Source organism: Martinezella rhizogenes, from assembly GCF_027460065.1.
GTDB classification, from domain to species: domain Bacteria; phylum Pseudomonadota; class Alphaproteobacteria; order Rhizobiales; family Rhizobiaceae; genus Agrobacterium; species Agrobacterium rhizogenes_C.
This window is the reverse complement of the sequence record NZ_JAPYZZ010000004.1, coordinates 282,403-308,173: the sequence shown is the minus strand read 5'-3', so window position 1 is coordinate 308,173 and position 25,771 is coordinate 282,403. Positions and strand designations below refer to the sequence as shown.

The following is a 25,771-nucleotide window of genomic DNA, read 5'->3' as shown; positions in this document are numbered from 1 at the left end:
CCGAATTTTAAATTTCGGTAATGATTCTCAGCCGCCAAAGGCAAGAGAGAGGCCGGCAATCGCTGTCAGCGCGCCGACGGTGCGGCTTGCGGCCGAGCCGAAACGGGCGATGCCGAGACCGAGCGCGATGCCGGCAAGATGCAGAATGGCGGTGGCGATCATGAAGCCGATGCCGAATTGCAGGGCGCCGGCACTGCCGAGTTCACCGCCATGGGCGTGGCCGTGGAAAAGGGCGAAAGCACCAACGACGGCCGCCGCCGCTGCCGTGGGGAGCCTTGCCGCCATGGCAACCAGCAGGCCAAGACCGATGACGGAAGCGAGAATGGCGGGTTCGACGAAGGGAAGTCCGATGCCGTAAACCGCCATCAGGAAGCCTGCGGCCATGGTGCCGACGAAAGCGGCGGGCACGATCCACAGCGCCTTGCGGTCGTTGCGGGCAAAAGCGATCTGCGAGGCCCAGATGCCGACGGCCACCATTGCCAGAATGTGGTCCGCACCGAAGAAGGGGTGGGAAACGCCGGCCATGAAGGAGCCGTGTTCTTCCGGATTCAAATGGGCGAAAGCGGGCAGGGCGGTAACGCCGAGTGCTGCGGCAGCGAGGCTTAGTCTTTTGAGCATGGTTCCCTCTTTAAATTATTGCCGCCGGCAGAGGGATCTTGGGGTTCCCGCAACGGGTGGCACTGTAATGAGTTAGTGACGATATCGCGAAGGCGAAGCGGCTGTCCATGCGTCATCTGCCGGGGGTGGTGTTTATTGTTCAGGCGCGAACCTTGTCTTTTTTGCTCATTGCCTTACGTAACAAGTCGCACTATGTCCGAAGGGCATGCAAGAATTACGCTGGAGAGAGCCGTTGATGAACGAAGACGAAGACGACAAGAGCAAGGAACTGCCGATCGGCAAGGAAACGGAAGCGAATCTTTTCAAGTCGCGTTCGATCTTCATCTATGGCGGCATCACGCAGGAACTGGCGCAGAAGGTCTGCACGCAGCTCGTGGCTCTTGCCGCCGCCAGCGACGACGACATTCGCGTTTATGTCAATTCGCCGGGTGGCCATGTCGAATCGGGTGATTCCATCCATGACATGATCAAGTTCATCAAGCCGAAGGTCACGATCATCGGTACGGGCTGGGTCGCCTCCGCCGGCGCGCTGATCTACGTTTCCGTGCCGAAGGAACGTCGCCTCTGCCTGCCGAACACCCGCTTCCTGCTGCACCAACCCTCCGGCGGTACGCGCGGCATGGCATCCGACATCGAAATCCAGGCGCGCGAAATCATCAAGATGAACCAGCGCCTGATCAAGATCTTCTCCAAGGCCACCGGCCAGAACGAAGAAAAGATCGCCAAGGATATCGATCGCGATTACTGGCTCGGCGCGGATGAAGCCAAGGATTACGGCCTTGTCGGCAAGATCGTCGAGAGCCAGTCGGAACTCTGAGGTCCCGATTTTCAGTTGAGAAAGCCCGCATCGTTGAGAACCGGTGCGGGCTTTTTGCGTTCAGGCCGGCGGCTGTCTTTTGCTGCCGGTCGGCCGGGCTGCGTGCTTATTTCATCATGTCGCAGGCCTTCATCATGTCGGCCTTTTTCATCTTGTCCTTTTGCATTCCGGCCTTGTGCATGCAGTCCTTTTTGCCGGTCATGGACATGCCGCCTTTTTTCATCGTCTCTGCCTTCGTGGTGTCACTATGCATGGTATCCTTCTTCATCGTATCGGTTTTCATGCTGTCGGCATGGGCGATGCCGGCAAAGGACAGAGCGGAAAAGAGTGAGGCGGTGGCAATGGCTGTAAAGATGCGGGTCATGAAGGTCTCCTCTGGATGTCGTTGCGTGTCCGCCGGCATTGTGCCGGGGGGTCACGCTTGTCCATTCGGATGCGACCAGCCGACCGTTACATCTTCACGCGCTTGTGACGACAAGTTCGGACGAGATTTTTTTAAAGCCATTATGTAACAATGCCCTGCCGATTGCGAATAACCCGATAGTGAAGATGACTGGCAGCCCCTCGGAAGAAACACTGAAAATGCTGATGCTGCGTTCCCTGGATGGGGACGAAGCTTCCTACAGGCATTTGCTCCATGCCCTGAGGCGGCTGCTGGTCGCTTATTACGGTCGGCGCATGGCCGATGCGGCGAAAGCCGATGTGGAAGATCTTGTGCAGGAAACCCTGTTGTCGCTTCACGCCAAGCGGGAGACCTATGATCGTGCACGACCGTTTACGGCATGGTTCTTCTCGATAGCGCGCTACAAGCTCGTCGATCACTACAGGGGCAGGGGCAAGCGCATGCTCTCGGAAGTCGAGCTCGATGAAACGCTGGAAGCGGAGCCCTCCGTTGATGCGGTGATGGCCCGCATGGATGTGGAGCGGCTGCTCGACGAATTACCCGAGCGGCAGCGCGACCTCATCAGACGGGTAAAGCTCGAAGGCCAGTCGATCGCCGAAGCGGCGGAGAAATCCGGCCAGACCGAGCTTGCTGCGAGGGTCGGCATTCACAGAACGTTGAAAGTCCTGGCGGCAAAGTTGCGGGGGGACACATGAGGAAGACGGAAGACATCATCGAAAAACTGGCGGGTGATCTGAAACCTGTCGCCGCTTTTGCGCTGGAGCGCAGGCTGATGCGCGCCGCCTTGCCGGCGCTCGGCTTCTCGCTCGTTATGATGTTCATCATTCTAGGGCTGCGCAGGGATATGGGCGTGGCGATGACCGAACCGGGTTTCTGGGTCAAATCCGCCTATAATGCCCTGCTGGCCCTGACGGCATTTCTGGCCGTCATGCGTCTTGCGCGGCCGGATGGCGACAGGGGCGGTCTGTTCGCCTGGCTTGCCGTGATCTTTGTCGCCATGGTGGTGATAGCGCTGGTCCAGCTTGGATTTGCCCTGCCGGGCACCTATCGCACGCTTATTCTCGGATCATCGGCGCTGCATTGCCCGTTCCTGATCGTTGCTTTCGCACTGCCTTTGTTTCTGGCGAATTTTGCGGTTCTCAAACGTTCGGCTCCCGCCGATCCCACGCTTGCGGGTTTCGCCGCCGGCCTTGCGGCCGGTGCGGCAGGGGCCTGGGTCTATTCGTGGTTCTGCACCGAAAACGGCATGGCTTTCGTGCTGATCTGGTACTCGCTCGGCATTCTCATAACCGGCGTGATCGGTGCTTTTGCCGGTTCGCGACTGCTGCGCTGGTGAGCCGCTTGCCATCCCGATTTGCCAAGCCGGCCCGGTGATAATTCCGAGCCGGCAGCTTGCCTTGAGGGGCTTCACTGACCCAGATTGGCGGGAATGGCGAATGCCACAAACTGGGTGAACTGCTTGCCCGGATTGAAATTATCGTCCGAGGCGATGACGAAAACCTGCTTGCCATCCACCACCGGGCCGAAGGCCAGGCTTTCGATATTGTCGATGTCGAGACCGAAATCACCTTCGTTGATTTCAAACCATGGCGTTTTCGATACGGCGCGCACATTTGCCGCGTCGATCTTGTCCTTGCCGAGGATGTTTTCCGCACCGCTGAGGTCGATGATGAAGAAGCGGATATGATTGCCGACGCCGGACGCGAAATTGCGCTCAACTGCCACCAAGCGGCCATCCGGCAGGGCGGTGAGGGCGGAGAGGCCGTTATCATTATATTTCGGCTCGGCGGCGGTCGGCGTCTTGGAGATCGCCTCGGTGACGTAGACATGTTCGGCAACCGGCTTCAGCGTAGCCGTGTCGATGACGAGGATACGGGCCGGGCTGCCGGCTTGCGGCGTTGCCTTCTGACCATCCTGGGTCAGTGCATTTTCCGTGGCGGCGATCAGCCGGCCGGGCGTCACCGTCAGGCCTTCGAAGCCGAGATTGTTCTGCACGCCCTTGGTCTTTGCGTCATCAACGAGATAGGCAGCGGGCAGTTCAAGCCGTTTGACATTGCTGCCGTCGAGCTTGGAGGCGTAAATCGCGGGCTGGTTCTTCAGGTCGCGCTCGGAAGACCAGTAGAGCTTGCCTTCCTTGCGGTCGAGCGCGATGCCTTCCGCATCGATACCCTTGGGCGCAAAGGCTGCCCCGGTTTCATCCTTCAATTCGTGCATGGCGGCGATATTGAGCGTCGCGACCCCTTCCGTCAGGCCCAGTTCCAGCTCGTAATAACGGGCCGGGCCTTTTTCCACGCGATCGTCGGAAATGGCGAAATAACGACCGGTCTCGCTGTCAAAGGCGAGATCCGAAATGCCGCCGAAGGCGACGCCATTGATGGAGAGGCCCGAAGGCACGACGATCTGGCCGAGGAGGGCCGGCGGCGGCAGGGTCTGGGCGGCGGCCTGAATGGCCACGAAGCAGCAGGCGGCAATGGTGACGATGCGGAGCATGGCAAAGGTTCCTCTGTGGCTGTTGCCGGGAGGATTAGCGCGCTGCCGCTAAACTTTGATGACGTTTTGCACCGCGCCGTACCTGAAGTCCGGCGGCTCATCTTGCCAAGCCTCGTCTTTTTTGATCCTGAATATAGTCATGCTTCATCCAAAGCGTGTCGCCATCTTCGGATTAGCACCCACGCTTCAAGTTTCGTTCCTGCCCGTCGCACTGCAGATCGCTGCGGTTCTTACGACAGGCAGCAGGCCGCAGAGTGCTTCATGCTGAAAGATTTTTCCGTCCAGAGCCTGTTCATGGGGTGCCTCACCGCCTTTGTCGGCTTCGCCAGCTCTTTCGCCGTCATATTGCAGGGTCTGAAGGCTGTCGGTGCGACGGATTTCCAGGCTGCATCGGGGCTGATGGTGCTTTCGGTGGCGATGGGCCTGTGTGCCATCATTTTGTCCGTCGCCACAAGGATGCCCATCAGCATGGCCTGGTCGACGCCCGGCGGCGCCCTCTTGGCAACCACGGGGGTGATCGAGGGTGGTTTTCCGGCGGCCGTCGGCGGTTTTGTCGTCTGCGCCATCCTGATCATCATTGCCGGCCTGTTCAGGCCGCTCGGGCGGGCAGTCGCCTCCATTCCCGCGCCGCTTGCCAATGCCATGCTCTCCGGGGTCATCATCGGTCTGTGTTACGCGCCGATCAAGGCAATCGGTTTCAACCCGGCGCTCGGCCTGCCGATCATCCTCGCCTGGATCGTGGTGGGGGCGTTCCGGCGGCTTTTCGCCGTGCCCGCGGCGCTTGCGGCCTTCGTGCTTGTCATGATCTTCGGCGTCGATATTCCCGTGGGCGCTCTCGACAGCGTGGCGCAATCGCTGACACCGCCGATGGAATGGGTGACGCCCACCTTCAGCCTGCACGCCGTCGTCTCCATTGCGCTGCCGCTCTTCATCGTCACCATGGCCTCGCAGAATATTCCCGGCATCGCGGTGCTGAAGGTCAACCACTACGATCCGCAGCCCGGACCGCTTTTCGCCGCGAGCGGTTTTTTCTCGCTGCTTTCAGCGCCCTTCGGCGGCCATGCGGTCAATCTTGCGGCAATCACGGCCGCGATGTGTGCGGGCGAAGATGCCCATCCCGATTCGAAACGACGCTACTGGGCGGCCATCATCGCCGGTGTCGGCTACATCATCTTCGGCCTGCTGGCGGGTGCGGTCACGGCTTTTGTGGCGCTGGCACCGCCTGTCCTCATTCAGGCGGTGGCGGGGCTGGCGCTGGTCGGCGCCTTTTCCGGCTCCGCCGTTGCAGCCTTCAAGGAGCCGGAAACCCGTGAGGCAGCGGCCATCACCTTCCTCATCACGGCGTCCGGCCTCTCTTTTGCCGGCGTTTCCGGGGCCTTCTGGGGGCTGATCGGTGGTGGACTGATGATGGCGTTGCAGCGGGTGGTGAAGCGTGGTTAGATAGGATGCTTATTGTTTTAAAGAAATATTACTTATGGATTTCGAATTCGATCCTGCCAAAAGTGAAAGTAACAAAGACAAACATGGAATAGATTTCGTCGAAGCAAGAGCGCTTTGGCTGGACAAGAAAAGACTCGTTGTTCCTCTCGAAACCACTTCGGAAGAGCGGTATATTATGATCGCGCAATTGCGAGGAAAGTGCTGGAGCGCGGTTTACACCTACAGGAATGACCGGTTGCGAATCATTTCCGTCAGGCGTTCCAGAGACAAGGAGAAGCAGCGTTATGAAGACGATCAACGCTGAAGATTTCGACAAGAAATTCGACGATGGCGAAGATTTGGACGATTATATCGACTGGTCGAAGGCCGGCCGTCCCGGCTTGGAAATGGTTCACGTCGATATCGATCTTCCTGAAAAGGTTTTGCGCAGAGTGGATGCGGAGGCAGCACGCCTTGGCATGACGCGTCAGTCCCTGATGGCTAAATGGATCGCCGAAAGGCTGGAGACCGGCAGGGTCGGAAAATAAGACCGCACCTCACAAGATCACTTGTCAGACCGCCAGCCGCTGTTTATACACGTCGCCATGAGCAACCGCATCGAAACCATTTCCGGCATGAGCGCGCAGATTTCTGCGAAGGCCTCGCCGTGCGGTGCACTCTCGCTTCTTAGCCTCGACCTTACACGCGGTTGCCGGGTCCAGTGAGGAGCGCCCGGCGGCCGGAAGCCCGCTGGCGCAAACGCTCCTCATCTCGAAATCTCATTTTATACTGGATTTAGGCCCTCAAGGGCCGCGCATCCGCCGATGGCATCAAGACGCCCGCGGACTGCGCAAGGAGGAAGCGACATGGACGGCAAGATCACCAATATTTCCAAGGGCATGAACGACGCGAGCGTGAAGTATCGCCCTTACCCGACCATCAACATCCCTGACCGCACCTGGCCCGGCAAGACCATCGACAAGGCACCGATCTGGTGTTCGGTGGACCTGCGCGACGGCAATCAGTCGCTGGTCAACCCCATGGGTCACGATCGCAAGGCCCGTATGTTCAAGCTGCTGCTGGAGATGGGCTTCAAGGAAATCGAGATCGGTTTTCCTTCGGCTTCGCAGACGGACTTCGATTTTGCCCGCTGGTGCGTGGAACAGGGTAATGTGCCTGACGATGTTTCCCTGCAGGTGCTGGTGCAGTGCCGCCCGGAACTGATTACCCGCACCTTCGAAGCGCTGCAAGGCGCCAACAAGCCGATCATCCATTTTTACAATTCCACCTCCGAACTGCAGCGTCGCGTGGTGTTCGGCAAGGACGTGCACGGCATCAAGCAGATCGCCGTTGATGCGGCAAAGATGATCACCGACATGGCGGCCAAGGCTGGCGGCGGTTTCCGCTTCGAATATTCGCCAGAGAGCTTTACCGGCACCGAGCTGGAAGTGGCGCTGGAAATCTGCAACGCCGTGGTCGAGGTGGTGAAGCCGACGGCGGACAACAAGCTGATCCTGAACCTGCCTTCCACGGTGGAAATGGCGACGCCGAACATCTATGCCGACCAGATCGAATGGATGTGCCGCAATATCGATAATCGCGAAAACGTCATCATCTCGCTGCATCCGCATAATGACCGTGGCACGGGCATTGCCGCAACCGAGCTGGGCCTGATGGCCGGTGCGGACCGCGTCGAAGGCACGCTGTTCGGCAATGGCGAGCGCACCGGCAATGTCGACGTCGTGACGCTGGCGCTGAACATGTATACGCAGGGTGTCGATCCCGAGCTGGATTGCCGCGATATCGAGCGCATCAAGGCGGTCTATGAATATTCCAACGAGATGACGATCCCCGAGCGCCACCCTTATGTCGGCGAGTTGGTCTACACGGCCTTTTCCGGCTCGCATCAGGATGCGATCAACAAGGGCATGAAGGCGATCAAGGTCGCCAACCATCCCGTCTGGGAAGTGCCCTATCTGCCGATCGACCCGAAGGATGTCGGCCGTTCCTACGAAGCGATCATCCGCATCAACTCGCAATCCGGTAAGGGCGGTATCGCCTATATTCTGCAGCAGGATTACGGCATCAACCTGCCGCGCAACCTGCAGGTGGAGTTCCGCGAGGATATCCAGCGCATCACCGATGAAGAGGGTGTCGAACTGCCGGCCAAGCGCATCTATGAGCGTTTTATCGAACGTTACGTGACGCAGCCGAATGCGCGCATCAAGTTCGTGGATCACCACACCTATCCGGCCGGCGATTTCAAGGGTGTGCGGATTGTCGCTGCCGAGATTACCGATAATGGCGAGGTGAAGCGCATCGAGGGCAAGGGAACCGGTCCGATCGACGGGTTCATCAATGCGCTGTCGGTCTATCTCGGGGTTGATCTGTCGGTGAATGATTATTCGGAGCATTCGCTGCAGCATGGCTCGAATGCCTCGGCGATCGCTTATGTCGAGATGGAGCATCCGGGTGGTAAGCTGTTTGGGGCGGGGATCAACACGAATATCGTGGCGGCTTCGCTGGAGGCGATCGTTTCGGCGGCCAATCGGGTGCTGGAAGAGCGGGCGCGGTAAGTTTGGCTCGGAGGTTGGGGCGAGGCACCCCCCTCTGCCCTGCCGGGCATCTCCCCCTCAAGGGGGGAGATCGACTCGAGGGTAGGTCTCGCCCATCTCAACGTTTGCGAATGAAGTTGCGGTAGCGCCTCCTGCTGATCTCCCCCCTTGAGGGGGAGATGCCCGGCAGGGCAGAGGGGGGTATGCCCCACCCACCGACATCACGGCCCGATCTCTACTCCCCTAACCGCGAAAACCCCAGCGGCCGCCCATTCTCATAAAACACCCGCACATCCTCAAGCGCCACACCCGTCCCCGTCTCATTGAGGCTGTGCCGTTCGCAGGCAACGTTCCATGTGCCGGGACCACCGGAAATGTTGAAAAGATTGTAAGCCGCACGCGGTTTCTCACCGCCCGGACCCTGGCTGGCGGAGGAAATGCCGACGACCGGGATGTGGTCCAGCCCGTGATGTGTATTCAGCCAATAGACCGTGTTGAGATGGGTATGACCATGCAACACAAGCTCCGCACCGCCGACCCCGAGTGCTGCGGCGAAACGGCGTATGCCGATCATGCGTTTGTGGGTGGCGGTGGCCCCCCGGATCGGCGGATGATGGATCATCACCACCCGGAACAGCCCCCGCTCACCAGCTTTTTTCAAAAGTTCCGCCGTGGCGCGCGCCTGCCGGTTGCCGAAATAGCCGGTGGCGGAGAAGGGCGGCGTGGCAATCGAGGTCGAACAGCCGATCAGCGCCACGGGGCCACGCACGCGCATATAGGGAAAAATCTTGCGGTCATCGTCCCATTCCGGCGGGTCGCCATCGCCGCGCACATAGGGGTACCAGGCCTGCATGGCCTTGTCGTGCGCGCCGGAAACATAGGCGTCGTGATTGCCGGGAACCACCGAAGTCTTTTCAGGATCGCCCACTTCCTCCAGCCAGTCGGCGGCGGCGCGGATTTCGATGCCGGTCGCAAGATTGACGAGATCGCCGGTAATAGCGAGATGATCCGGTGATTTGGTCTCAAGATCGTCGAGCAGCTTTTCCAGCGTATCGGTGAAGAGATGCTTGCGGCGGTTGCGGTGCCAGTTGACAAAACCGGTGATACGCTTGGATGCAAGTTCCCGGAAAGTGAGCTTTGGCAATGGCCCTAAATGGACGTCTGAAATATGCGCAAGTTTGAACATGGCGGCAGAGATAACCTATGATATGCGGCACGTCCAATAAAAGCCTGCCAGCGGGGAGAAACCAGGGTGAATGACGAGACAACCGGGCAGAAGGCCCGTCCGTTCCACATGCGTGTCTTCGTCCGCTTTCTGCATTTCATTTTCCTGCTCACACGGGGTGCCACGCTTGGCGTGCGTGCGGCCTGTTTCGATGAAAAGGGCAGGATTTTTTTGGTGCGGCACACCTATTTGCCGGGCTGGTATCTGCCGGGCGGCGGGGTGGAGCGTGGCGAGACGCTGGTCGCGGCACTGCACAAGGAAATCCGCGAGGAAGGCAATCTCGAAGCGGCTTCAAAGCCTGAGCTTTTCCACGTCTATCTCAATCTGGAAGGCAGTAATCGCGATCATGTCGCGCTTTACCGGCTTGATGTCACCCAGACCCGGCCGAAAAAGCCGGATCATGAAATTGCCGAAAGCGGCTTTTTCGATCTTTCGGCTTTGCCGGAAGGGGTGACAGCCGCCACCCGCCGCCGCCTCGCCGAACTTGCCGGCGAAACGGAAATCGCCGACCACTGGTAGCGGCGGGAGGCGTTCCGTCAGGAAAGCGCCTCGCGGCCATGGGCCATGGTCAGGTCCAGCTCCGGGCCGACGGGCACGATGCCGGTCGGGTTGATGGTGCGGTGGCTGCGGTAATAATGCTCCTTGATGTGGCGCATGTCGACCGTATCAGGCACGCCCGGCGTCTGGTAGAGATCGCGCAGGTAACCGGTCAGATGCGGATAGTCGTGGATGCGGCGGATGTTGCACTTGAAATGGCCGACATAGACGGGGTCGAACCGCACCAAAGTGGTGAACAGGCGCCAGTCCGCTTCCGTCTGTTCTGAACCGAACAGGAAGCGCCGATCCTTCAGGCGATTTTCTAGCATGTCCAGCGTTTCGAACACCTTCACGGCGTTCTGCTGGTAGGCATCCTGTGTGGTGGCGAAACCGGCCTTGTAGACGCCGTTATTGACGGTGTCGTAGATGACGTCGTTCAGCGCATCGATTTCGGCGCGCAGCGCCTCGGGGTAATAATCGGCTTTCGATCCGGTGAGATCGTTGAAGGCAGAGTTGAACATCCGGATGATTTCCGCGGATTCATTGGAGACGATGGTGCCGCGCTGTTTGTCCCAGAGGACCGGCACGGTGACGCGCCCGGAATAGTTGGGGTCCGCCTTGGTGTAGACCTGCCAGAGCGTGGAGGAGCCGAACAGGTGGTCTTCCGTCGCGCCCGGCGTGCGCTCGCCCTCAGGCTTGAATTCCCAGCCGTTTTCCAGCATCAGCGGATCGACGACGGAGACGGAGATCAGGTCCTCCAGCTTTTTCAGCTTGCGGAAGATCAGCGTGCGGTGCGCCCAGGGGCAGGCGAAGGAGACGTAGAGGTGGTAACGATCCTTCTCCGCCGCAAAGCCGCCTTCTCCGGAAGGGCCGGGGGCTCCATCTGCTGTGACCCAGTTGCGGAATTGCGAAGCGCTGCGCTTGAAGTGCCCCTTGGTTTCCTTGGTGTCGTACCAGACGTCTCTCCATACGCCTTCCACCAGCATGCCCATGACGATCTCCTTGTGTGTTTCCTTGACCGCGATCCTACCTGTTTTGCGCGACGCCGCGAACCCGCAAGGCATTGAACAATGCGTTTCCGGTCCTGCACGGGCTGAATGGGATGGCCTCGAGATTTGTTCTGGACGGGTGGGAATTTTCCTGATAATTGCGATTTTCACAAATCTGAGGAAATTACTGACTATGATCGAACCACGGATGCTCCGACGACGCTGACGCTCCTGAACGCCCTTACCGGCGCAGCCGTCATCTATTGTCGCATCCGCATTTTGGAAGTTTCGGTCTCTTCATGTCCAAGCACGATCTTGTCTACCTCACCGAGGACGCGTCGCACGACGCCATCATCGACGTCATCAACGAAGAAGCATTTGGTCCCGGCCGGCACACCCGTGCGGCAGCGCGCATTCGCGAGCAGGGGCCACATGACCGGTCGCTGTCCTTCGTCTGCGCCGATGATGGCGAAACCATCGCCTCGGTGCGCATGACGCCGGTTCTGGCCGGCGGGGTGAAGGGCCATATGCTCGGCCCGCTCGCGGTGCGGCCCTCGCACAAGAATATGGGCATTGGCAGGGAACTCGTCCGGATCGCCATTGCGGCGGCCCGGCGCAAGGGCTCCGAGGCCGTTATCCTGATCGGCGATCCGCCGTATTACATGCCGCTCGGTTTCGAGAAGGTCGCTTATGCGGCGCTCGATTTTCCGGGTCCGGTCGACCCGAACCGGGTGCTGGTGGTGCCTGTTGGTGACAACGTGCACCAGCGGCTGAAGGGCAAGATCGGCTGGCGCAAATGCGAGGCCGCCATGCCTGCGGCGGCGGCGGATGAGGGTTTTGAGGAGCCTCTCAGGGTTTACGGCTGAGGGTTTTCTGCAAGGCAGCTTTGCCTTCTCTCGCCAGTGCTTCTGTCTCCCCTCATTCCTGTGCTTGTCACAGGAATCCAGCCGACGCGCGTCTGCGCGACGCGAGGACTCTTTTCAACCCAAGGACTTGGGCTGGCTGGATCCCTGTGACAAGCACAGGGATGAGGGTCGCCTATCGTTACGCCGAGCATTTCGTTCCAACCGTGCGCCCCCTACCACAGAATTCAATTCCGTTTCCTCCGCCTATACGATAGCAAGTGAAAGTCGATTACGGCGAAGGGGCGGGGCATGACGGCAATCACCATGAACGATGCGCTGGAGCGCGCGGGCGCGGGCGCCTATCAGCGGCGGCTGATGGGCATATTCGGCCTCGTCTGGGCGGCGGATGCCATGCAGGTTCTGGCGGTTGGTTTCACCGCAGCCTCTATTGCGGCGACCTTCGGGCTGACGGTGCCGCAGGCGCTGCAGACCGGCACGGCATTCTTTTTCGGCATGTTGTTGGGCGCTGCCGGTTTCGGGCGGCTGGCGGACCGGTATGGGCGTCGCCGGGTGCTGATCATCACCGTGGCCTGCGATGCCCTGTTCGGCGTGCTTTCGATATTTTCGCCCGATTTCACCATTCTGCTCGTCCTGCGTTTTCTCACTGGTGCGGCCGTGGGCGGCACGCTGCCGGTGGATTATGCGATGATGGCCGAGTTCCTTCCGGCAAAGAACAGGGGCCGCTGGCTGGTCTTTCTTGAGGGCTTCTGGGCTGTCGGAACACTGATCGTGGCGCTGGCTGCCTGGGGTGCAAGCCTTGCCGGCGTGGCCGATGCCTGGCGTTACATTTTTGCCGTGACGGCTTTCCCGGCCGTTCTTGGTCTCGGCCTGCGTTTTCTGGTGCCGGAATCGCCGCTTTACCTGCTGCGCAGCGGGCGATTGGACGAAGCCAAGGCCGTCGTCAACCGTATGCTGGTGACGAATGGCCGCGCGCCTCTCGATGCCGGAATAGGGCTCTTCCAGCCTGACGTGACCAAGGGACAGGGGATATTTTCACCGGCGCTCCGGCAGCGCAGCATCATGATCCTCGCCATCTGGTTTCTCGTCTCCGTCTCTTATTATGGTGTCTTCACCTGGATGCCGGCAAAGCTGGCGGGAGACGGTTTCGGTTTCGTGCGCGGTTACGGGTTTCTGGTACTGGTGGCGCTGGCGCAGATCCCCGGTTATGCGCTTGCCGCCTATGGTGTTGAAAAATGGGGCCGCAAGCCGACGCTGATCGGTTTTTGCCTGCTCTCCGCACTCGGCTGCCTGCTCTTCACGCTCGCCACCGGTGGTGCGATGATCGCCGCCTCGCTTCTCATCATGAGCTTTGCACTGCTCGGCACCTGGGGTGCGCTTTATGCCTTCACGCCGGAACTTTACCCCACGGAGTCACGGGCGACCGGTATGGGCGCTGCGGGCGCCATGGCAAGGCTCGGCGGCCTGCTGGCACCATCACTGCTCGGTTATGCCATTGCGCAGGGGTTTGGGGTCGCGATCGGCATCTTTGCCGGGCTGCTGGTACTGGCCGCCGTTGCGGCGACCATGATCAATGCGGAAACACGGCAGGTGGCGCTGACCTGACCGTAGGCTATCAGTAACGTTTCTCCAGCCACGTGATCGACTGGCCGGTGGAAAGCGGCGCGAGTGCCCCGATCTTCGTGAAGCCGAAACGTTCGTAGATTTTCAAGGCGTCCGGGTTCATCGTGTCGATATAGGCGCCCATGCAGCCGCGTTTTTTCGCTTCCGCCTCTGCCATTGCGAGTAGCTTCGGGCCGGCGCCCTGGCCGCGCATGGCTTCGGGCACGAAAAGAAGCTGCACATAAAGCCAGCCGCGCGCTGTATATCCCACCAGACCGCCGGTGACGGCATTGTCGTCGTTGCGGATGGTGATGTTGAGGTCGCGTTTGTCGCTTTCGCCGAAACGGGCGAGATTATAGGCTATCAGCGGATCGCGGATGGCCTTTTCGGCTTCTGCATCCGCGACATCACTCAAAACGAAATTCATGCTGTTCTTCTCCAGACGCCGGGCGGCGACCGATTTGCGTTTCAATCGGAGACGGAGAAACCCGGCGCTGCCGCCGGGTTAAAGCGCCTTTACCGGCCCTCACGCCACCAGAGAGCGGAGAAGGCAAGCAGCAGGGCACCAAGCCCGGCAAAACCGGCAAAGAGCGGCAGGGTATTGACGCCTTTCAGCACCGTCTCGTCGGTCAGGCGTATCAGCATGCGGTCCTCGTCCGCAACCCTGATGTCACCGCGGACAGGCAATATATCCGGCAGCGCGATGCGGCCGGAATTATCGGCCACCCGGTGCACGCTGCCCTTGGTGGCCTCGGCCAACGGTTTCAGCGTTTCGGTGGTTGAAATCATCGCCTTGAACTCCGGCGCATCCACCGCGCCGACATGGACAAGGGTGGTGAAATCGCCGTTCTTGATCTCGAACAGCCCGGTTTCATCCATGCGGCGCTCGATTTTGTAGAGACCGGGCTCAGTGGTGGTGAAGGCCATGTTCTCGGTCTTGCCGGAGGGGAAACGCACGCTTGCCTGACCGGGATCGTCGCCGATGGTCTGGCGGGTGATTTCCAGTGTGCGACCGTTGGCCCGTGCCGTCAGCGCCTCTTCCTCAAGCTCGGGTTCCTTCATCAGCCAGTGGGCGATGCGGCGATAAAGCGCCACATGCGGGCCGCCGCCTTCAAAACCGCGCGCCCAGAGCCAGCCCTGATCCGACAGAAGCATGGCGACACGGCCTTCGCCCTGACGGTTCAGCACCAGCAGCGGGTCTTGTCCGTCGCCCAGCATCACGGTCTGGCCCTGCGGCGGGTCAACGCTGATGGTGCGGAACCAGCGGCCCCATTGCGGCGGCTCGTTGCCGGAGCCATCGAGACCACGGGTGACGGGGTGTTTCTTGCCCGCTTCCGAAAGGCGGGGATAGAATGCCGCCTGATGCACCTGGCCGGTTGGTTGCGCCGGCAGCACGGAGGCGAGCGGCGTCATGGCAATCGAATCCTGACCGGCATGTTCGGGGCCGGCTGCGATCAAGAGCGCGCCGCCCTTTTCGACATATTGGGCGATGTAATCGTAATAAAGGATCGGCAGCACACCGCGATGCTGGTAGCGGTCGAAGATGATGAGGTCGAAATCCTCGATCTTTTCGACAAACAATTCGCGGGTCGGGAAGGCGATCAGCGAGAGCTCGTTGATCGGCGTGCCATCCTGTTTTTCCGGCGGGCGCAGAATGGTGAAATGTACCAGATCGACCGAGGCGTCGGATTTCAGGAGGTTACGCCAGGCCCGTTCGCCGGCATGGGGCTCGCCGGAGACGAGCAGCACGCGCAGGTTCTGGCGGATGCCTTCGATCAGGTGAACGGCGCGGTTGTTCGCAGCAGTCACTTCGCCGGGAAGCTCGGCGACGGAAAATTCCATGACGTTGTTGCCGCCACGCGGAACCTTGAAACTGAACGGCGTCGGCTGGCCGGGTGTGGCCTGAAGCGTGGCGATTTCTTCGCCATTCATCTTCACCGTCACTTCCGCCGAGCCGCCGCCTGCGGGGCGGCCGTCATCAAACACACGCAGCGTCAGCTGCTGTTCCTCGTTGACGATGCCGAAGCGCGGGGCACGGACGATCTCGATGCGGCGGTCGAATTCATCGGCCTTGCCGGTGATCAGCCCATGCACGGGGGCGCGGAAGCCGAGCGCCTGTTCGGCATTGGGCAGGGCATTCGGGATATCGTGGATCTGGCCGTCGCTGAGGAAGATCGCGCCGCCGACGCGGGACGGCGAGACATCGGAAACGGCCGAGGAAAGGGCCGAGAAAAGCTGCGTCGAGGGGGAATCGCTCTCACCATCATCGCGCACTTCGACGATGCGCGGTTCGATACGCGGGAAGCGCGACAGCCGGTCTTTCAGCGTCTCCAGCGCCGTATCGGTCATTTGCGGCCGGTCCTGTACGTCCTGGCTCTGCGAGCGGTCAACGATGACGGGCACGATGGTGGAAAGCGGCTCGCGTTCCTCCTGCGTCAGAAGCGGATTGGCTATTGCCGCAAGCAAGGCGGCAAGCGCCAGCCCGCGCAGCCATGCGCCACGCACGCCACGCCACAGGCCGATGAAGGAGAGCGCAAGAGCGGCGACGGCCAGAACGGCGATCACGATCCACGGCAGGAATGGGGAGAAGGTCAATGTCATGTCACTGCCCCAACCGTTCGAGAAGTGCGGGAACGTGAACCTGATCGGCCTTGTAGTTGCCAGTCAGCATATACATCATGATGTTGACGCCGGAGCGGAAGGCGTGTTCGCGCTGCATCTCGTCCGGCGGCACGGTGGGCAGAACCGGCGCCCCCTGCGGATCGACGGCCCAGGCGCCGGCGAAATCATTGCCCGTTATCATGATCGGCGTCACGCCATCGCCGGAAGAGGAGAGGCCCGAGTTGGTCTTGGCGGCTCCCTGTCGCGATTCCACCCAGAGTGGCGAACCATTGTAACGGCCGGGGAAATTGGTGAGCAGGTAGAAGGACCGCGTCAGAACGTGGTCTTCCGGCACAGGCTCCAGCGGCGGAATATCGATATTGGCAAGGATCGCCTGCAGGCGTTCGCCATTGGGGCTGGTCGCGCCGGTATCGAGCGAAGAGAACTGGTCGCGTGTATCGAACAGCACGGTGCCGCCGGCGCGCATATAGGCGTCGATGCGCGAAATCGCGGCGCTCGACGGCATGGGGGCCGTCGCCGATACCGGCCAGTAGATGATCGGGTAGAAGGACAATTCATCCTTGGAAATATCCAGTCCAACCGGCTGGCCGGGTTCCAGCGTGGTGCGCCAGGTCAGGAATTCGCTGAGACCCTGGAGACCCTGCTCGGAAATGCGGTCGACATCGTCTTCGCCAGTGCGGACATAGGCAAGATGGGTGGTGTCCAGCCGCTCGAAAATCTGCTCGTCGCCCGGTTTTGGGTCATCGGCGCGCGCGTCCGTTGGGGACATCGCGGCGAAGGCGCCAAACGCCAGAAGCATTGTGGCGACCGTCGCGCTGCGGGCTTTCGGCAGGCGTGCGAAAGCGCCGTTCATGAAGAGCACGATCAGGCTATCGGCAATCAGCATCAGGAAGGCGGCGATGAATAAAGCAGGGCGCAGCGATTTCGCGGTTTCGCCGATCAGCGCTTCACTGGTGGTGCTGACACCGGCGATGGATGCGTCAAGCGGGCGCAGCGTCGCACCTGCGGGCAGGAGATTGAGAGCCACGAAACCATCCTCTGTGCCGTAAAGGCCGGGGGGATTGTCGAAACCGGTGCGCGGTGGCTGGCCGGCGCGCATTTCCAGCGGACGGGCAGTGCCGATTTCGGCAGACAGAGCGCCTTCGGCCGTCAAGAGGCGGAACGGGGGCAGGGCTGCGGCCGGGGCATTGGCGGAAGCCGAAGCGCCGCCCGCTTTCGACAATTGCACGATACGGCGCAGCATATCGACGAAATGGCCTGAGATCGGCAGGTCGGACCAGCTTGCCTCGGCGCTGACATGGAAGAGCACGATGCGACCTGCCTCGACAGTGCGGGTGGTGACGAGCGGCGTGCCGTCGGCAAGGCTTGCCCAGGTGCGTTCAGCCAGATCGGGTGTCGGTTCGGCGAGAACCTGGCGTTTGACGAGAATGCCATCTGCCTTCGGCATGCCGGCGAAAGCGCCGAAATTCGGGAAATCGGCAAGCGGTTGCGGCTCTGCCCAGGAGAGCGCGCCGCCAAGCGCGCGTTCACCCTGCCGGAGCGTCACCGGCACCAGCGGATCGTCGGCCGGGGCCGCTGCAAGGCGCGGACCGGCAAAGCGGATCAGTGTGCCGCCGGCTGCAAGCCAGCGCTGCATCGGCTCATAGGTTTCCTGTGGCAGTCGGCCAATATCGGCCATGACGATGACTGACGGATTGGATTGCAGGATTTCCGGGATTGCCTGCGCCAGATCGGCCTGCCGCTGTGGAATGAGGTCGACAAAAGGTTGAAGCGCGCGGCTGATATAATAAAGCGGCTGCAGCAGTGGCTGGAAATCATTGCCGGTTTCGCCGGCCAGCAGCGCCACGCGGCGGCGGCGGAAACCGTCGTCCAGCAGATGCACGGCGCCAGCCGTCGAAACGCCTTCGAGGGAGAGGCGGGCGAAATCGTTGCGCAGTTCGAAGGGGGCTTCCACCGTTGCCGTTGTTTCGGCCTCGCCGGGGGCGAAACTGGCCGTGCCATTGGCGAGAATGCGGCCCTGGCTGTCCTGCGCATTGACGGTAAGCCGGGCGGTTTCGGCCGTGTCGAGCCGCGAAAGGGTGACGCTCATCGTATCGGCATTGTTGGTGGCGCCGGTAATGGCGGCGATGGCCTTGCCGTCGCCCTTCACGATGCGGAATTCGGCGGGCGAGAGGCTGGCAAGCGTTCTCATCGCGTTTTCATCCTGCGCGGTCTGAACACCATCGGCAATATAAGCGAGCGTGCCGGGGGTTGTGCCGTTCAGCGCCTCGGTGATGGCTTCGGCCGTGCGCACGCGGTCCGGCATCAGCGGTTTCGGCTTGGCGGCGGCGAGCTTTTCCAGCGCCACGGCTGTCGTTCCCGATACGGCATCATGTTCGGCATCGGCGGTGAAGCTGATGGAGACGGGGCGGTCGGCCCGCTCCGCATCGCCGATCAGGGCCTGTGCGGTGGCCACGCGTCTTTCCCAGTCGGGTGCGGCGGCCCAGCTGTTGTCGACCACCAGCACCAGCGGGCCGCTGCCGGCGATGCTGTTGTTGCGCGGGTTCACCACCGGATCGGCCAGCGCAAAAATCACGGCGGCGGCAAGCGCCATGCGCAAAAGGGTCAGCCACCACGGGCTTTTCGACGGTGTTTCCTCGCGTTTCAGCACCGTCGCCAATATCTTCAGTGGCGGAAACACTTCCGCCTTGGGGCGCGGCGGGGTGAGCCGCAGCAGCCACCAGATGGCGGGCAGCGCCAGCAGGCCGAAGAGGATATAGGGGCTGGTGAAGACGAAAGGCAATGCGCTCATCGGTGCCCACCGCCCTGTGCCGGCGCGCCGGAAAGATACATGTGAACGGCCACAAGCGCCTCGGAAGCCAGATGATCGGTGCGGTGGAAGACGAAGTTCCAGCCGAGACGGCGCAGCGACGAGGACAGCGCCTCGCGTCTTGCGAGATAGGCGCGGGTGTAATCCTCGCGAATGGTCTCGGCGCGGCCAGACACCAGTTTTTCGCCGGTTTCCGGATCGGCAAACTCGGTACGGCCGGAATAGGGGAAGGTTTCTTCGGCCGGATCGGCGATTTCCACCACATGGCCACGCAGGCCGCGCCGGGCGAGAGGCGAAATCCGCTCCATCACGTTTTTCGCATCATCGAGAAAATCGCCAATCAGAACAATGTCGCTCGCGCCGCGGATCATGCCCGTTTCCGGCATACCCGTTGTCAGCGGCGCGTGCATGATGGCGGCGGCCAGGCGTTCGGCGGCGTTTCTGGCCGAGACCGGCTCCATGATGCCGGGGCAGCCGATGCGTTCACCCGAGCGCGCCAGGATTTCCGCCAGCGCCAGCATCAGCACCAGCGCCCGGCTTTCCTTGGAGACGTAGCCGAGGGTGGACTTGAACATCATCGACGGCGACATGTCGGCCCAGAGCCAGATGGTGTGAGCTGCCTCCCACTCCCGGTCGCGCACATAGGTATGGTCGTCGCGGGCCGAGCGCCGCCAGTCGATGCGCGACAGGCTTTCGCCTTCGGCATAGGGGCGGAACTGCCAGAAATTTTCGCCGATGCCGCGTTTGCGGCGGCCGTGCCAGCCGGCGGTGACGGTGTTGGCGATGCGCTTTGCCTCGACCATGCAGTCCGGCACCAGTGCGGCACGCTGGCGCGCGCGCGCCAGAACTTCGCTACCCGGCGTCTTGTCTACGATCTGGCCGATGGATGCCACAGGCACTCCTTTCGCGAAAGGTTAGGTTCGCGTCTTTTAATTCTTCGCCTGTTCCACGAGGGCTGCGATGACATCGCGCACCGACATGCCTTCGGCACGGGCCGCGAAAGTCAGCGCCATGCGGTGCTCCAGCACCGGTTCGGCAAGCGCGTAGACATCATCCAGCGACGGCGCGAGCCGGCCTTCATAGAGCGCACGGGCGCGGGCCGTCAGCATCAGCGACTGGCCGGCGCGCGGGCCCGGGCCCCAGACAACATTTTTGTCGGTGAGTTTGTTACCATGGCCGGGGCGGGCGGAGCGGACGAGCGACAGGATCGCATCCACAACCTTGTCGCTGACCGGCATCTGGCGGATGAGGGCCTGAATTTCCATCAGGCGTTCTGCGCCGATCACCGGGCGCGCTTCGCCCGAGGCGGTGCCAGTCGTGTCGAGCAGAATCTGGCGTTCGGCGGCCAGTTCGGGATAATCGACGTCCACCTGCAGCAGAAAACGGTCGAGCTGGGCTTCCGGCAGCGGATAGGTGCCTTCCTGTTCCAGCGGGTTCTGGGTGGCGAGAACGTGGAACGGCTTCGGCAGCTCATAGGTCTGGCCGGCCATGGTGATGTGGTATTCCTGCATGGCCTGCAGCAGTGCCGACTGCGTTCGCGGGCTGGCGCGGTTGATTTCGTCGGCCATCAGCAGTTGGCCGAAAATCGGACCCTTGATGAAACGGAAGGAACGGCGGCCGTTTTCATCCTGGTCCATCACTTCGGAGCCGAGAATATCCGAGGGCATCAGGTCCGGGGTGAACTGAATGCGGTTGGCATCGAGGCCAAGCACGGTGCCGAGCGTGGTGACGAGCTTGGTCTTGGCGAGGCCGGGCACGCCAACGAGCAGCGCATGGCCACCGGAAAGGATGGCGAGAAGCGTGTTCTGCACCACTTTTTCCTGGCCGAAAATGACCTTTGAGACTTCCGTGCGGATGGCCGCTATGTCGGAAAGCGCCTTTTCGGCCGAGGCGACGATGGCCTTTTCATCGAGGATTTCGCCGGTATTCATCACGCCCATGTCGCTCTCCTCATACCTTCGCCGCTCTCACAGTCGCATCCCGGTTTTGCTGGTAGCAGGTCGGGACGGATTTTGCGCTGCATATAGCTTATTGCTCTCTTGGCCGCTGACAAGCGCCATTCGAATGACTATGTCGTGACTTAGTATTTCCTTATCGGCAAAGCGAGACTCGAATATGGCAGCGGAGACGATAAATTCGGCTGGTGATGCGGCAGGGCTTGCGGCGATGATTTCCCGCGCCGCCGAACAGACCGGTGACGCCAAGCGCGGACCGGCCCCGGTGGAGCGCTGGAATCCGCCTTTTTGCGGCGATCTCGACATGGAAATCCGGGCCGATGGCACATGGTTCTATCTCGGCACCCCCATCGGCAGGGCACCTCTGGTGCGGCTGTTTTCCACGGTTCTGCGCAAGGATGAGGATGGCAAAACCTATCTCGTAACTCCTGTGGAAAAAGTGGGCATCCGCGTGGTGGATGCGCCTTTCGTGGCCGTGGAGATGAAGGCGACTGCGGGAGACGAGGACGGCGAGCCGCTGCTGACCTTCCGCACCAATGTCGGCGACGTGGTGGAGGCGGGACCGGAGCATCCGCTGCGCTTTGAGATTTTCGGCGAAAACCGTGAATTGAAGCCCTATATTCTGGTGCGCGGGCGGCTGGAAGCGCTCGTCTCGCGGGCTGTGATGTATGATCTCGTCGCCCTTGGCGAGGTGATCGACGTGGATGGCGTTGAGATGTTTGCCCTGCGCTCCGGCGGGATGATCTTTGCCATGATGCCCGCCAAGGAACTGGAACGGCTTTCGCAATGACGATGACGACAATGGGCCTCAAGGCATTTACCGCTAGCGATTTCCGCCGCCGCGTGCTGCAGGACGGTGAAGGCGTGGCCGAGCGGGAAAATGGCGACCATGTGCTCAATCCGGGCGTAGTGCTCTCTGGTAACGGCATCCGGCTGAAGGATGCCGCCGTGCTGATACCGGTTATCGACGATGGCAACGATGCACGGGTGATCTTCACTCAGCGTACGGCAACGCTGCGCCAGCATTCCGGCCAGATTTCCTTTCCCGGCGGCGGCATCGATGCCGAGGATCGCACGCCGGAAGAGGCAGCGCTGCGCGAGACCGAAGAGGAAATCGGTCTTTCGCGGTCTTTCGTGGAAACGGTTGGACGGTTACCGGATTACATTTCCGGGACGGGATTTCGCATCAAGCCGGTGCTGTCAGTCATCCGCCCCGGTTTTGATTTGACGCTCAATCCCACTGAAGTGGATGAGGTTTTCGAGGTGCCGTTGTCCTTCCTGATGGACCCGGCCAATCACGGGCGCGGCAGCCGCATCTTTCAGGGGAAGGAGCGGTTTTTCTACGAAATGCCCTATGGCGAACGCTATATTTGGGGCATTACGGCGGGCATCGTGCGAACGATTTACGAGAGGTTTTATACATGAATAGCCTTGCCGGGCGGGACTGGTTTGAAAAACCGGCGCTGAAGCGCATCTTTACGCTTCTGAATGCCGATGGCGGCGAGGTGCGGATCGTCGGCGGCGCGGTGCGCAATGCGCTGATGGACCTGCCGGTCGTCGATGTCGACATGGCAACGACGCTAACTCCTGACGTGGTGGTTACGCGGGCAAAGGCGGCGGGTATCAAGGTTGTGCCGACCGGCATCGACCATGGCACGGTGACGCTTGTCATGGATGGCGAGGGTTACGAGGTGACGACGCTGCGGCGCGATGTCGAGACCAATGGCCGCCACGCGCAGGTGGCTTTCGGCACCGACTGGCAGACCGATGCGGAACGTCGCGACCTCACCATCAATGCCCTCTACGCCGACGAAAAGGGCGAGATCATCGATCTCATCGGCGGTTTTCCCGATATTGAAACCCGCACTGTGCGTTTCATCGGTGATGCGACGACGCGTATTGCCGAAGACTACCTGCGGATTCTCCGCTTTTTCCGTTTTTTTGCCCATTATGGTGCCGGCCGCCCGGATGCCGATGGCCTGAGGGCAAGCGCTCGCGCCAAGGACAAGCTGGCGACGCTTTCCGCCGAGCGGGTGTGGAGCGAGGTAAAGAAGCTGCTTTCCGCGCGTGATCCCTCGCGCGCTCTTCTGTGGATGCGGCAGTCGGGTGTTCTCTCCGAAATCCTTCCCGAAACGGAAAAATGGGGTATCGACGCCATTCACGGGCTGGTCGCGGCCGAACAGGCGCTCGGCTGGGCAGTGGACCCGCTACTGCGGCTTGCCGCCATTCTGCCCCCGGATCGGGACAGGCTGGCGGCCCTTGCTGCAAGGCTGAGACTATCGAAGGCCGAGGCGAGTTATCTGACCCATTGGGCCTCCGCCCCTGCCGCCGACCCCGAAATGAAGGAAACGGCGCTTGATCGGTTGCTTTACCGTCAGGGCGTCGAAGGTGTGAAGGCACGGCTGAAACTCGCGCTTGCCGCCGCCCGTGCCGATCTTTCGGCCGGTGATGCCATGCACAAGGTCGCGCGCCTTTCGACGTTGCTGACGAGGGCAGAGAAGTTCCGCAAGCCGGGTTTCCCGCTGAGCGGTGCCGATGTGATGGCCGCCGGCGTCGAGGCCGGTCCGAAGGTGGGCGAGGTGCTGAAAAGCCTCGAAGAAAAGTGGATCGACGTCAATTTCTCACTTGACCGGGCAGCGCTGACCGCCCGGCTGAAGGATATGCTTGAGAATTGAAGCCGTGTTCTACCTCATTCCTGTGCTTGTCACAGGAATCCAGCCGACGCGTGTCTGTGCGGCGGAGGGGTCTTTTCAGCCCAAGGACTTGGGCTGGCTGGATCCCTGTGACAAGCACAGGGATGAGGGTGGGTGGTAGCACCCGAAATGGCGCCTTCGGGCAAATGCGCTAAGCCGCATTTGCCTCGTCGCGGATGCGCGATTTGATGTTTTCGATCATGTTTTCACGGATGATGGTTTCGCCGTGGGCTGAGCGCATATGGTCCACGGTACGGCGCACCACTTCCGCGTCATCGTCGGCGCGGGTGTGCCAGGCACAGCCGGGAACAAGCGTTCCACATTCAAAAAGTCTCATGGTCTTGCCTCCCTGTTCAAGCGGGGAACAGCATTGATGTGATGCTGTCCCCCCGACAAGAAACGAACGTTCGCCGCTTATGTTCCAGAGCGGCGTCCGCCGAACCTGTTCAGGCCCCCATTCGGGCCCCTATTCGGGCATTGCCCAGCATTGGAAAACAGAGGATGTGCCCGCTGCCGGGATTTTTGTACGAGGCATTTCGTCATTATCGGCACGCTTCACCGTCTTGCCGGCCAGCGTGCGTTTTACCTGTTCGACATAAAAGGAATGCGGCAGTTCGCGATCGCCCGTAGCACGCATTTCCGCGGCCAGGCGGTCAATCAATTCGGGGGTATCGATGGATTGCTGTGCTGCCTCGGGGGAAGCAGAAATAGGCATGCTGTTCGAAGTAATCATGACGATAGCTCCTCCAGTACGTCTGCGGGAGGAGACTACCACTGCCTTGGTTTTTCCATAAGTCCTAATTTGCGCTATTTGCGACAAATTGGCTGATGAGCGTCAAATTTGCGTGAGGTTTTTTAAGGCCAGCGGACCACCGGTGGCAGGGAGGAGAGAATCGATTCGACATTGCCGCCGGTCTTTAGGCCGAAGATCGTGCCGCGATCGTAAAGCAGGTTGAATTCCACGTAGCGGCCGCGGCGGATGAGCTGCTCGTCGCGATCCTCTTCCGTCCAGTTCTGGTTGAAATTGGCGCGGACGATTTTCGGATAGACGAGGTTGAATGCGCGGCCGACATCCTGCACGAAGGTGAAATTGGCGTCCCAGCCGCCTTTCTCCTCTTCAGGGTGCAGCCAGTCGAAAAAGATGCCGCCGGTGCCACGCGGCTCGTCGCGGTGCTTCAGGAAGAAATATTCGTCGCACCAGCTCTTGTACCGCGGATAATCGGCGACCGGATGGCGATTGCAGGTGATTTCGAAGGCGCGGTGGAACAGCTGGGTATCCGGGTCCTGCTGCGTTCGCCTGCGGCCGAGCACCGGCGTCAGATCCGCGCCGCCACCGAACCAATGGCTGGTGGTGACGACCATGCGGGTGTTCATGTGCACGGCCGGCACATTGGGATTGACCGGATGGGCGATGAGCGAAAGGCCCGACGCCCAGAAGCGCGGGTCTTCTTCCGCACCGGGTATCTGCTTGCGGAACTCGGGCGAGAACTCTCCATAGACGGTGGAGGTGTGCACGCCAACCTTTTCGAAGACGCGGCCTTCCATCATCGACATCTTGCCGCCGCCGCCCTCGCCATTGTCGCGCAGCCAGTCCTTCTGCACGAAGCGGCCGGGCTCCTGATCGGACAGAGGACCGGTGAGTTCGTCTTCCAGGGTTTCGAAGGAGGCGACGATGGTGTCGCGCAGATGCTGGAACCACGCCTGGGCAACGGCCTTCTTGTCTTCGATGTCCTCGGGCAAGCCCTTCGGCAAGATTGGCCGTTCCATATCTTCTCTCTCCTGCGGTGAAGTCTGTTGCCCGCCGCGTCTAGCAGGTGTTTGCGCCGCGCACAAATTCGACTCGCCAAGGCGGCGCGCCGACACTATCTTTATCGATGTAGGTGCCAGAGGTGAATATCATGACGAAATTTGCCGGACCGCCCCTCGACGGGCTGAAGCGCAGGATTGCCAATCACCGCAGGGAACGCGAAAGCGCCGGCGGCGAACAGAAGCGTGACGGCATGTTCGTGCGCCAGACCTTCTGTCTTGGGCGTGAGGAGGCCCGCGCCAAGGCGCGCGAATGGTTCGACAGCTTTCCCAAGGCCGCCTATTGGACGGAAGTGGAAAGCTGGCGGCAGCTGGAAGGCGACCGCATCGAATTCACCATGCGGCGTCTGCCCTCTGCCGATTGAAAT

Annotated in this window: 27 protein-coding genes; 14 read left to right on the top strand and 13 right to left on the bottom strand. The window is 61.0% G+C overall.

Annotation, left to right across the window (positions count from 1 at the left end; all coding sequences use genetic code 11):
- Positions 1-27: 27 nt before the first annotated feature.
- Positions 28-618: a HupE/UreJ family protein gene (locus O8B93_RS09595; protein ID WP_269709568.1), complete on the bottom strand. Its 591-nt coding sequence runs from the start codon at positions 616-618 to the stop codon at positions 28-30.
- A 235-nt stretch (positions 619-853) separates the two neighbouring features.
- On the opposite strand from O8B93_RS09595, the gene O8B93_RS09590 reads away from it, so the two are divergent.
- A complete protein-coding gene (locus O8B93_RS09590) occupies positions 854-1,435 on the top strand; it encodes an ATP-dependent Clp protease proteolytic subunit (RefSeq protein ID WP_269709567.1) in 582 nt (193 codons plus the stop codon).
- Positions 1,436-1,541: 106 nt separating this feature from the next.
- On the opposite strand, the gene O8B93_RS09585 is transcribed toward O8B93_RS09590, so the two are convergent.
- Positions 1,542-1,799: a pentapeptide MXKDX repeat protein gene (locus O8B93_RS09585; protein WP_269709566.1), complete on the bottom strand. Its 258-nt coding sequence runs from the start codon at positions 1,797-1,799 to the stop codon at positions 1,542-1,544.
- Positions 1,800-2,017: 218 nt separating this feature from the next.
- Here O8B93_RS09585 and O8B93_RS09580 point away from each other — a divergent pair, with 218 nt between their 5' ends.
- Both O8B93_RS09580 and O8B93_RS09575 read left to right on the top strand, forming a co-directional pair.
- A complete protein-coding gene (locus O8B93_RS09580) occupies positions 2,018-2,533 on the top strand; it encodes a sigma-70 family RNA polymerase sigma factor (RefSeq protein WP_269709602.1) in 516 nt (171 codons plus the stop codon).
- Positions 2,530-3,174, top strand: a complete 645-nt coding sequence (locus O8B93_RS09575) for an NrsF family protein (protein WP_269709565.1) — start codon at positions 2,530-2,532, stop codon at positions 3,172-3,174. Before O8B93_RS09580 ends, O8B93_RS09575 begins: the two co-directional genes overlap by 4 nt.
- Positions 3,175-3,245: 71 nt before the next feature.
- Here O8B93_RS09575 and O8B93_RS09570 read toward each other — a convergent pair whose 3' ends face one another.
- Positions 3,246-4,328 (bottom strand): esterase-like activity of phytase family protein, encoded by a 1,083-nt coding sequence (locus tag O8B93_RS09570; RefSeq protein ID WP_269709564.1) that lies wholly within the window; start codon positions 4,326-4,328, stop codon positions 3,246-3,248.
- Between the two features lie 261 nt (positions 4,329-4,589).
- Here O8B93_RS09570 and O8B93_RS09565 point away from each other — a divergent pair, with 261 nt between their 5' ends.
- From O8B93_RS09565 to leuA, 4 genes are all read left to right on the top strand, one after another.
- Positions 4,590-5,768, top strand: coding sequence for a benzoate/H(+) symporter BenE family transporter (locus tag O8B93_RS09565; RefSeq protein ID WP_269709563.1), 1,179 nt, complete (start codon positions 4,590-4,592; stop codon positions 5,766-5,768).
- Positions 5,769-5,802: 34 nt separating this feature from the next.
- Complete coding sequence (locus tag O8B93_RS09560; protein ID WP_080824563.1) at positions 5,803-6,072, top strand: BrnT family toxin; 270 nt, start codon at positions 5,803-5,805, stop codon at positions 6,070-6,072.
- Positions 6,053-6,295 (top strand): type II toxin-antitoxin system BrnA family antitoxin, encoded by a 243-nt coding sequence (brnA, locus tag O8B93_RS09555; protein WP_080824564.1) that lies wholly within the window; start codon positions 6,053-6,055, stop codon positions 6,293-6,295. The genes O8B93_RS09560 and brnA overlap by 20 nt, the downstream gene beginning before the upstream one ends.
- A gap of 318 nt (positions 6,296-6,613) precedes the next feature.
- Positions 6,614-8,323, top strand: coding sequence for a 2-isopropylmalate synthase (leuA, locus tag O8B93_RS09550; RefSeq protein ID WP_269709562.1), 1,710 nt, complete (start codon positions 6,614-6,616; stop codon positions 8,321-8,323).
- A gap of 214 nt (positions 8,324-8,537) precedes the next feature.
- Here leuA and O8B93_RS09545 read toward each other — a convergent pair whose 3' ends face one another.
- Positions 8,538-9,488 carry a metallophosphoesterase family protein gene (locus O8B93_RS09545; RefSeq protein WP_269709561.1) on the bottom strand — a complete coding sequence of 317 codons (951 nt, stop codon included), beginning with the start codon at positions 9,486-9,488 and terminating at the stop codon, positions 8,538-8,540.
- A gap of 66 nt (positions 9,489-9,554) precedes the next feature.
- Between O8B93_RS09545 and O8B93_RS09540 the strand changes: the two genes are divergently transcribed.
- Positions 9,555-10,046 carry an NUDIX domain-containing protein gene (locus O8B93_RS09540; RefSeq protein WP_269709560.1) on the top strand — a complete coding sequence of 164 codons (492 nt, stop codon included), beginning with the start codon at positions 9,555-9,557 and terminating at the stop codon, positions 10,044-10,046.
- Positions 10,047-10,063: 17 nt separating this feature from the next.
- Here O8B93_RS09540 and O8B93_RS09535 read toward each other — a convergent pair whose 3' ends face one another.
- Entirely contained in the window at positions 10,064-11,056 is a 993-nt protein-coding gene (locus O8B93_RS09535) for a glutathione S-transferase family protein (protein ID WP_269709559.1), read from the bottom strand.
- 296 nt (positions 11,057-11,352) lie between these two features.
- Between O8B93_RS09535 and O8B93_RS09530 the strand changes: the two genes are divergently transcribed.
- Together O8B93_RS09530 and O8B93_RS09525 are read left to right on the top strand one after the other, a co-directional pair.
- Positions 11,353-11,919 carry a GNAT family N-acetyltransferase gene (locus O8B93_RS09530; protein ID WP_269709558.1) on the top strand — a complete coding sequence of 189 codons (567 nt, stop codon included), beginning with the start codon at positions 11,353-11,355 and terminating at the stop codon, positions 11,917-11,919.
- Between the two features lie 288 nt (positions 11,920-12,207).
- Entirely contained in the window at positions 12,208-13,521 is a 1,314-nt protein-coding gene (locus O8B93_RS09525) for an MFS transporter (RefSeq protein ID WP_269709557.1), read from the top strand.
- 10 nt (positions 13,522-13,531) lie between these two features.
- Here O8B93_RS09525 and O8B93_RS09520 read toward each other — a convergent pair whose 3' ends face one another.
- From O8B93_RS09520 to O8B93_RS09500, 5 genes are all read right to left on the bottom strand, one after another.
- Positions 13,532-13,945, bottom strand: a complete 414-nt coding sequence (locus O8B93_RS09520) for a GNAT family N-acetyltransferase (protein WP_269709556.1) — start codon at positions 13,943-13,945, stop codon at positions 13,532-13,534.
- A gap of 89 nt (positions 13,946-14,034) precedes the next feature.
- Positions 14,035-16,119, bottom strand: a complete 2,085-nt coding sequence (locus O8B93_RS09515) for a hypothetical protein (RefSeq protein WP_269709555.1) — start codon at positions 16,117-16,119, stop codon at positions 14,035-14,037.
- 1 nt (position 16,120) lies between these two features.
- Entirely contained in the window at positions 16,121-18,931 is a 2,811-nt protein-coding gene (locus tag O8B93_RS09510) for a DUF4159 domain-containing protein (RefSeq protein ID WP_269709554.1), read from the bottom strand.
- Positions 18,928-19,842 (bottom strand): DUF58 domain-containing protein, encoded by a 915-nt coding sequence (locus O8B93_RS09505; RefSeq protein WP_269709553.1) that lies wholly within the window; start codon positions 19,840-19,842, stop codon positions 18,928-18,930. Before O8B93_RS09505 ends, O8B93_RS09510 begins: the two co-directional genes overlap by 4 nt.
- Before the next feature lie 36 nt (positions 19,843-19,878).
- Positions 19,879-20,889, bottom strand: coding sequence for an AAA family ATPase (locus O8B93_RS09500; RefSeq protein ID WP_269709552.1), 1,011 nt, complete (start codon positions 20,887-20,889; stop codon positions 19,879-19,881).
- A 175-nt stretch (positions 20,890-21,064) separates the two neighbouring features.
- Here O8B93_RS09500 and O8B93_RS09495 point away from each other — a divergent pair, with 175 nt between their 5' ends.
- From O8B93_RS09495 to O8B93_RS09485, 3 genes are read left to right on the top strand one after another with little or no spacing between them, the layout of a single operon-like run.
- Positions 21,065-21,694, top strand: coding sequence for a DUF1285 domain-containing protein (locus O8B93_RS09495; protein WP_269709551.1), 630 nt, complete (start codon positions 21,065-21,067; stop codon positions 21,692-21,694).
- Positions 21,691-22,329 (top strand): NUDIX hydrolase, encoded by a 639-nt coding sequence (locus O8B93_RS09490; protein ID WP_269709550.1) that lies wholly within the window; start codon positions 21,691-21,693, stop codon positions 22,327-22,329. The genes O8B93_RS09495 and O8B93_RS09490 overlap by 4 nt, the downstream gene beginning before the upstream one ends.
- Positions 22,326-23,579, top strand: coding sequence for a CCA tRNA nucleotidyltransferase (locus tag O8B93_RS09485; protein WP_269709549.1), 1,254 nt, complete (start codon positions 22,326-22,328; stop codon positions 23,577-23,579). The genes O8B93_RS09490 and O8B93_RS09485 overlap by 4 nt, the downstream gene beginning before the upstream one ends.
- A 169-nt stretch (positions 23,580-23,748) precedes the next feature.
- Here the strand turns inward: O8B93_RS09485 and O8B93_RS09480 are convergent, their stop codons facing one another.
- The 3 genes from O8B93_RS09480 to hemF form a co-directional block, all read right to left on the bottom strand.
- Entirely contained in the window at positions 23,749-23,934 is a 186-nt protein-coding gene (locus O8B93_RS09480; protein WP_006311202.1) for a DUF1059 domain-containing protein, read from the bottom strand.
- A gap of 129 nt (positions 23,935-24,063) precedes the next feature.
- Positions 24,064-24,330, bottom strand: coding sequence for a hypothetical protein (locus tag O8B93_RS09475; RefSeq protein ID WP_269709548.1), 267 nt, complete (start codon positions 24,328-24,330; stop codon positions 24,064-24,066).
- Between the two features lie 122 nt (positions 24,331-24,452).
- Positions 24,453-25,364 carry an oxygen-dependent coproporphyrinogen oxidase gene (gene hemF / locus O8B93_RS09470; RefSeq protein WP_269709547.1) on the bottom strand — a complete coding sequence of 304 codons (912 nt, stop codon included), beginning with the start codon at positions 25,362-25,364 and terminating at the stop codon, positions 24,453-24,455.
- 131 nt (positions 25,365-25,495) lie between these two features.
- Here hemF and O8B93_RS09465 point away from each other — a divergent pair, with 131 nt between their 5' ends.
- Positions 25,496-25,768 carry a hypothetical protein gene (locus O8B93_RS09465; RefSeq protein WP_142840385.1) on the top strand — a complete coding sequence of 91 codons (273 nt, stop codon included), beginning with the start codon at positions 25,496-25,498 and terminating at the stop codon, positions 25,766-25,768.
- Positions 25,769-25,771 lie beyond the last annotated feature (3 nt).

Excerpts from the sequence above, each read along its gene's own strand:
- O8B93_RS09595 (WP_269709568.1), bottom strand. The coding sequence starts at position 618 with ATGCTCAAAAGACTAAGCCTCGCTGCCGCAGCACTCGGCGTTACCGCC.
- O8B93_RS09590 (WP_269709567.1), top strand. The coding sequence starts at position 854 with ATGAACGAAGACGAAGACGACAAGAGCAAGGAACTGCCGATCGGCAAG.
- O8B93_RS09585 (WP_269709566.1), bottom strand. The coding sequence starts at position 1,799 with ATGACCCGCATCTTTACAGCCATTGCCACCGCCTCACTCTTTTCCGCT.
- O8B93_RS09580 (WP_269709602.1), top strand. The coding sequence starts at position 2,018 with ATGCTGATGCTGCGTTCCCTGGATGGGGACGAAGCTTCCTACAGGCAT.
- O8B93_RS09575 (WP_269709565.1), top strand. The coding sequence starts at position 2,530 with ATGAGGAAGACGGAAGACATCATCGAAAAACTGGCGGGTGATCTGAAA.
- O8B93_RS09570 (WP_269709564.1), bottom strand. The coding sequence starts at position 4,328 with ATGCTCCGCATCGTCACCATTGCCGCCTGCTGCTTCGTGGCCATTCAG.
- O8B93_RS09565 (WP_269709563.1), top strand. The coding sequence starts at position 4,590 with ATGCTGAAAGATTTTTCCGTCCAGAGCCTGTTCATGGGGTGCCTCACC.
- O8B93_RS09560 (WP_080824563.1), top strand. The coding sequence starts at position 5,803 with ATGGATTTCGAATTCGATCCTGCCAAAAGTGAAAGTAACAAAGACAAA.
- brnA (WP_080824564.1), top strand. The coding sequence starts at position 6,053 with ATGAAGACGATCAACGCTGAAGATTTCGACAAGAAATTCGACGATGGC.
- leuA (WP_269709562.1), top strand. The coding sequence starts at position 6,614 with ATGGACGGCAAGATCACCAATATTTCCAAGGGCATGAACGACGCGAGC.
- O8B93_RS09545 (WP_269709561.1), bottom strand. The coding sequence starts at position 9,488 with ATGTTCAAACTTGCGCATATTTCAGACGTCCATTTAGGGCCATTGCCA.
- O8B93_RS09535 (WP_269709559.1), bottom strand. The coding sequence starts at position 11,056 with ATGGGCATGCTGGTGGAAGGCGTATGGAGAGACGTCTGGTACGACACC.
- O8B93_RS09530 (WP_269709558.1), top strand. The coding sequence starts at position 11,353 with ATGTCCAAGCACGATCTTGTCTACCTCACCGAGGACGCGTCGCACGAC.
- O8B93_RS09525 (WP_269709557.1), top strand. The coding sequence starts at position 12,208 with ATGACGGCAATCACCATGAACGATGCGCTGGAGCGCGCGGGCGCGGGC.
- O8B93_RS09520 (WP_269709556.1), bottom strand. The coding sequence starts at position 13,945 with ATGAATTTCGTTTTGAGTGATGTCGCGGATGCAGAAGCCGAAAAGGCC.
- O8B93_RS09515 (WP_269709555.1), bottom strand. The coding sequence starts at position 16,119 with ATGACATTGACCTTCTCCCCATTCCTGCCGTGGATCGTGATCGCCGTT.
- O8B93_RS09510 (WP_269709554.1), bottom strand. The coding sequence starts at position 18,931 with ATGAGCGCATTGCCTTTCGTCTTCACCAGCCCCTATATCCTCTTCGGC.
- O8B93_RS09500 (WP_269709552.1), bottom strand. The coding sequence starts at position 20,889 with ATGGGCGTGATGAATACCGGCGAAATCCTCGATGAAAAGGCCATCGTC.
- O8B93_RS09495 (WP_269709551.1), top strand. The coding sequence starts at position 21,065 with ATGGCAGCGGAGACGATAAATTCGGCTGGTGATGCGGCAGGGCTTGCG.
- O8B93_RS09490 (WP_269709550.1), top strand. The coding sequence starts at position 21,691 with ATGACGATGACGACAATGGGCCTCAAGGCATTTACCGCTAGCGATTTC.
- O8B93_RS09485 (WP_269709549.1), top strand. The coding sequence starts at position 22,326 with ATGAATAGCCTTGCCGGGCGGGACTGGTTTGAAAAACCGGCGCTGAAG.
- O8B93_RS09480 (WP_006311202.1), bottom strand. The coding sequence starts at position 23,934 with ATGAGACTTTTTGAATGTGGAACGCTTGTTCCCGGCTGTGCCTGGCAC.
- O8B93_RS09475 (WP_269709548.1), bottom strand. The coding sequence starts at position 24,330 with ATGATTACTTCGAACAGCATGCCTATTTCTGCTTCCCCCGAGGCAGCA.
- hemF (WP_269709547.1), bottom strand. The coding sequence starts at position 25,364 with ATGGAACGGCCAATCTTGCCGAAGGGCTTGCCCGAGGACATCGAAGAC.
- O8B93_RS09465 (WP_142840385.1), top strand. The coding sequence starts at position 25,496 with ATGACGAAATTTGCCGGACCGCCCCTCGACGGGCTGAAGCGCAGGATT.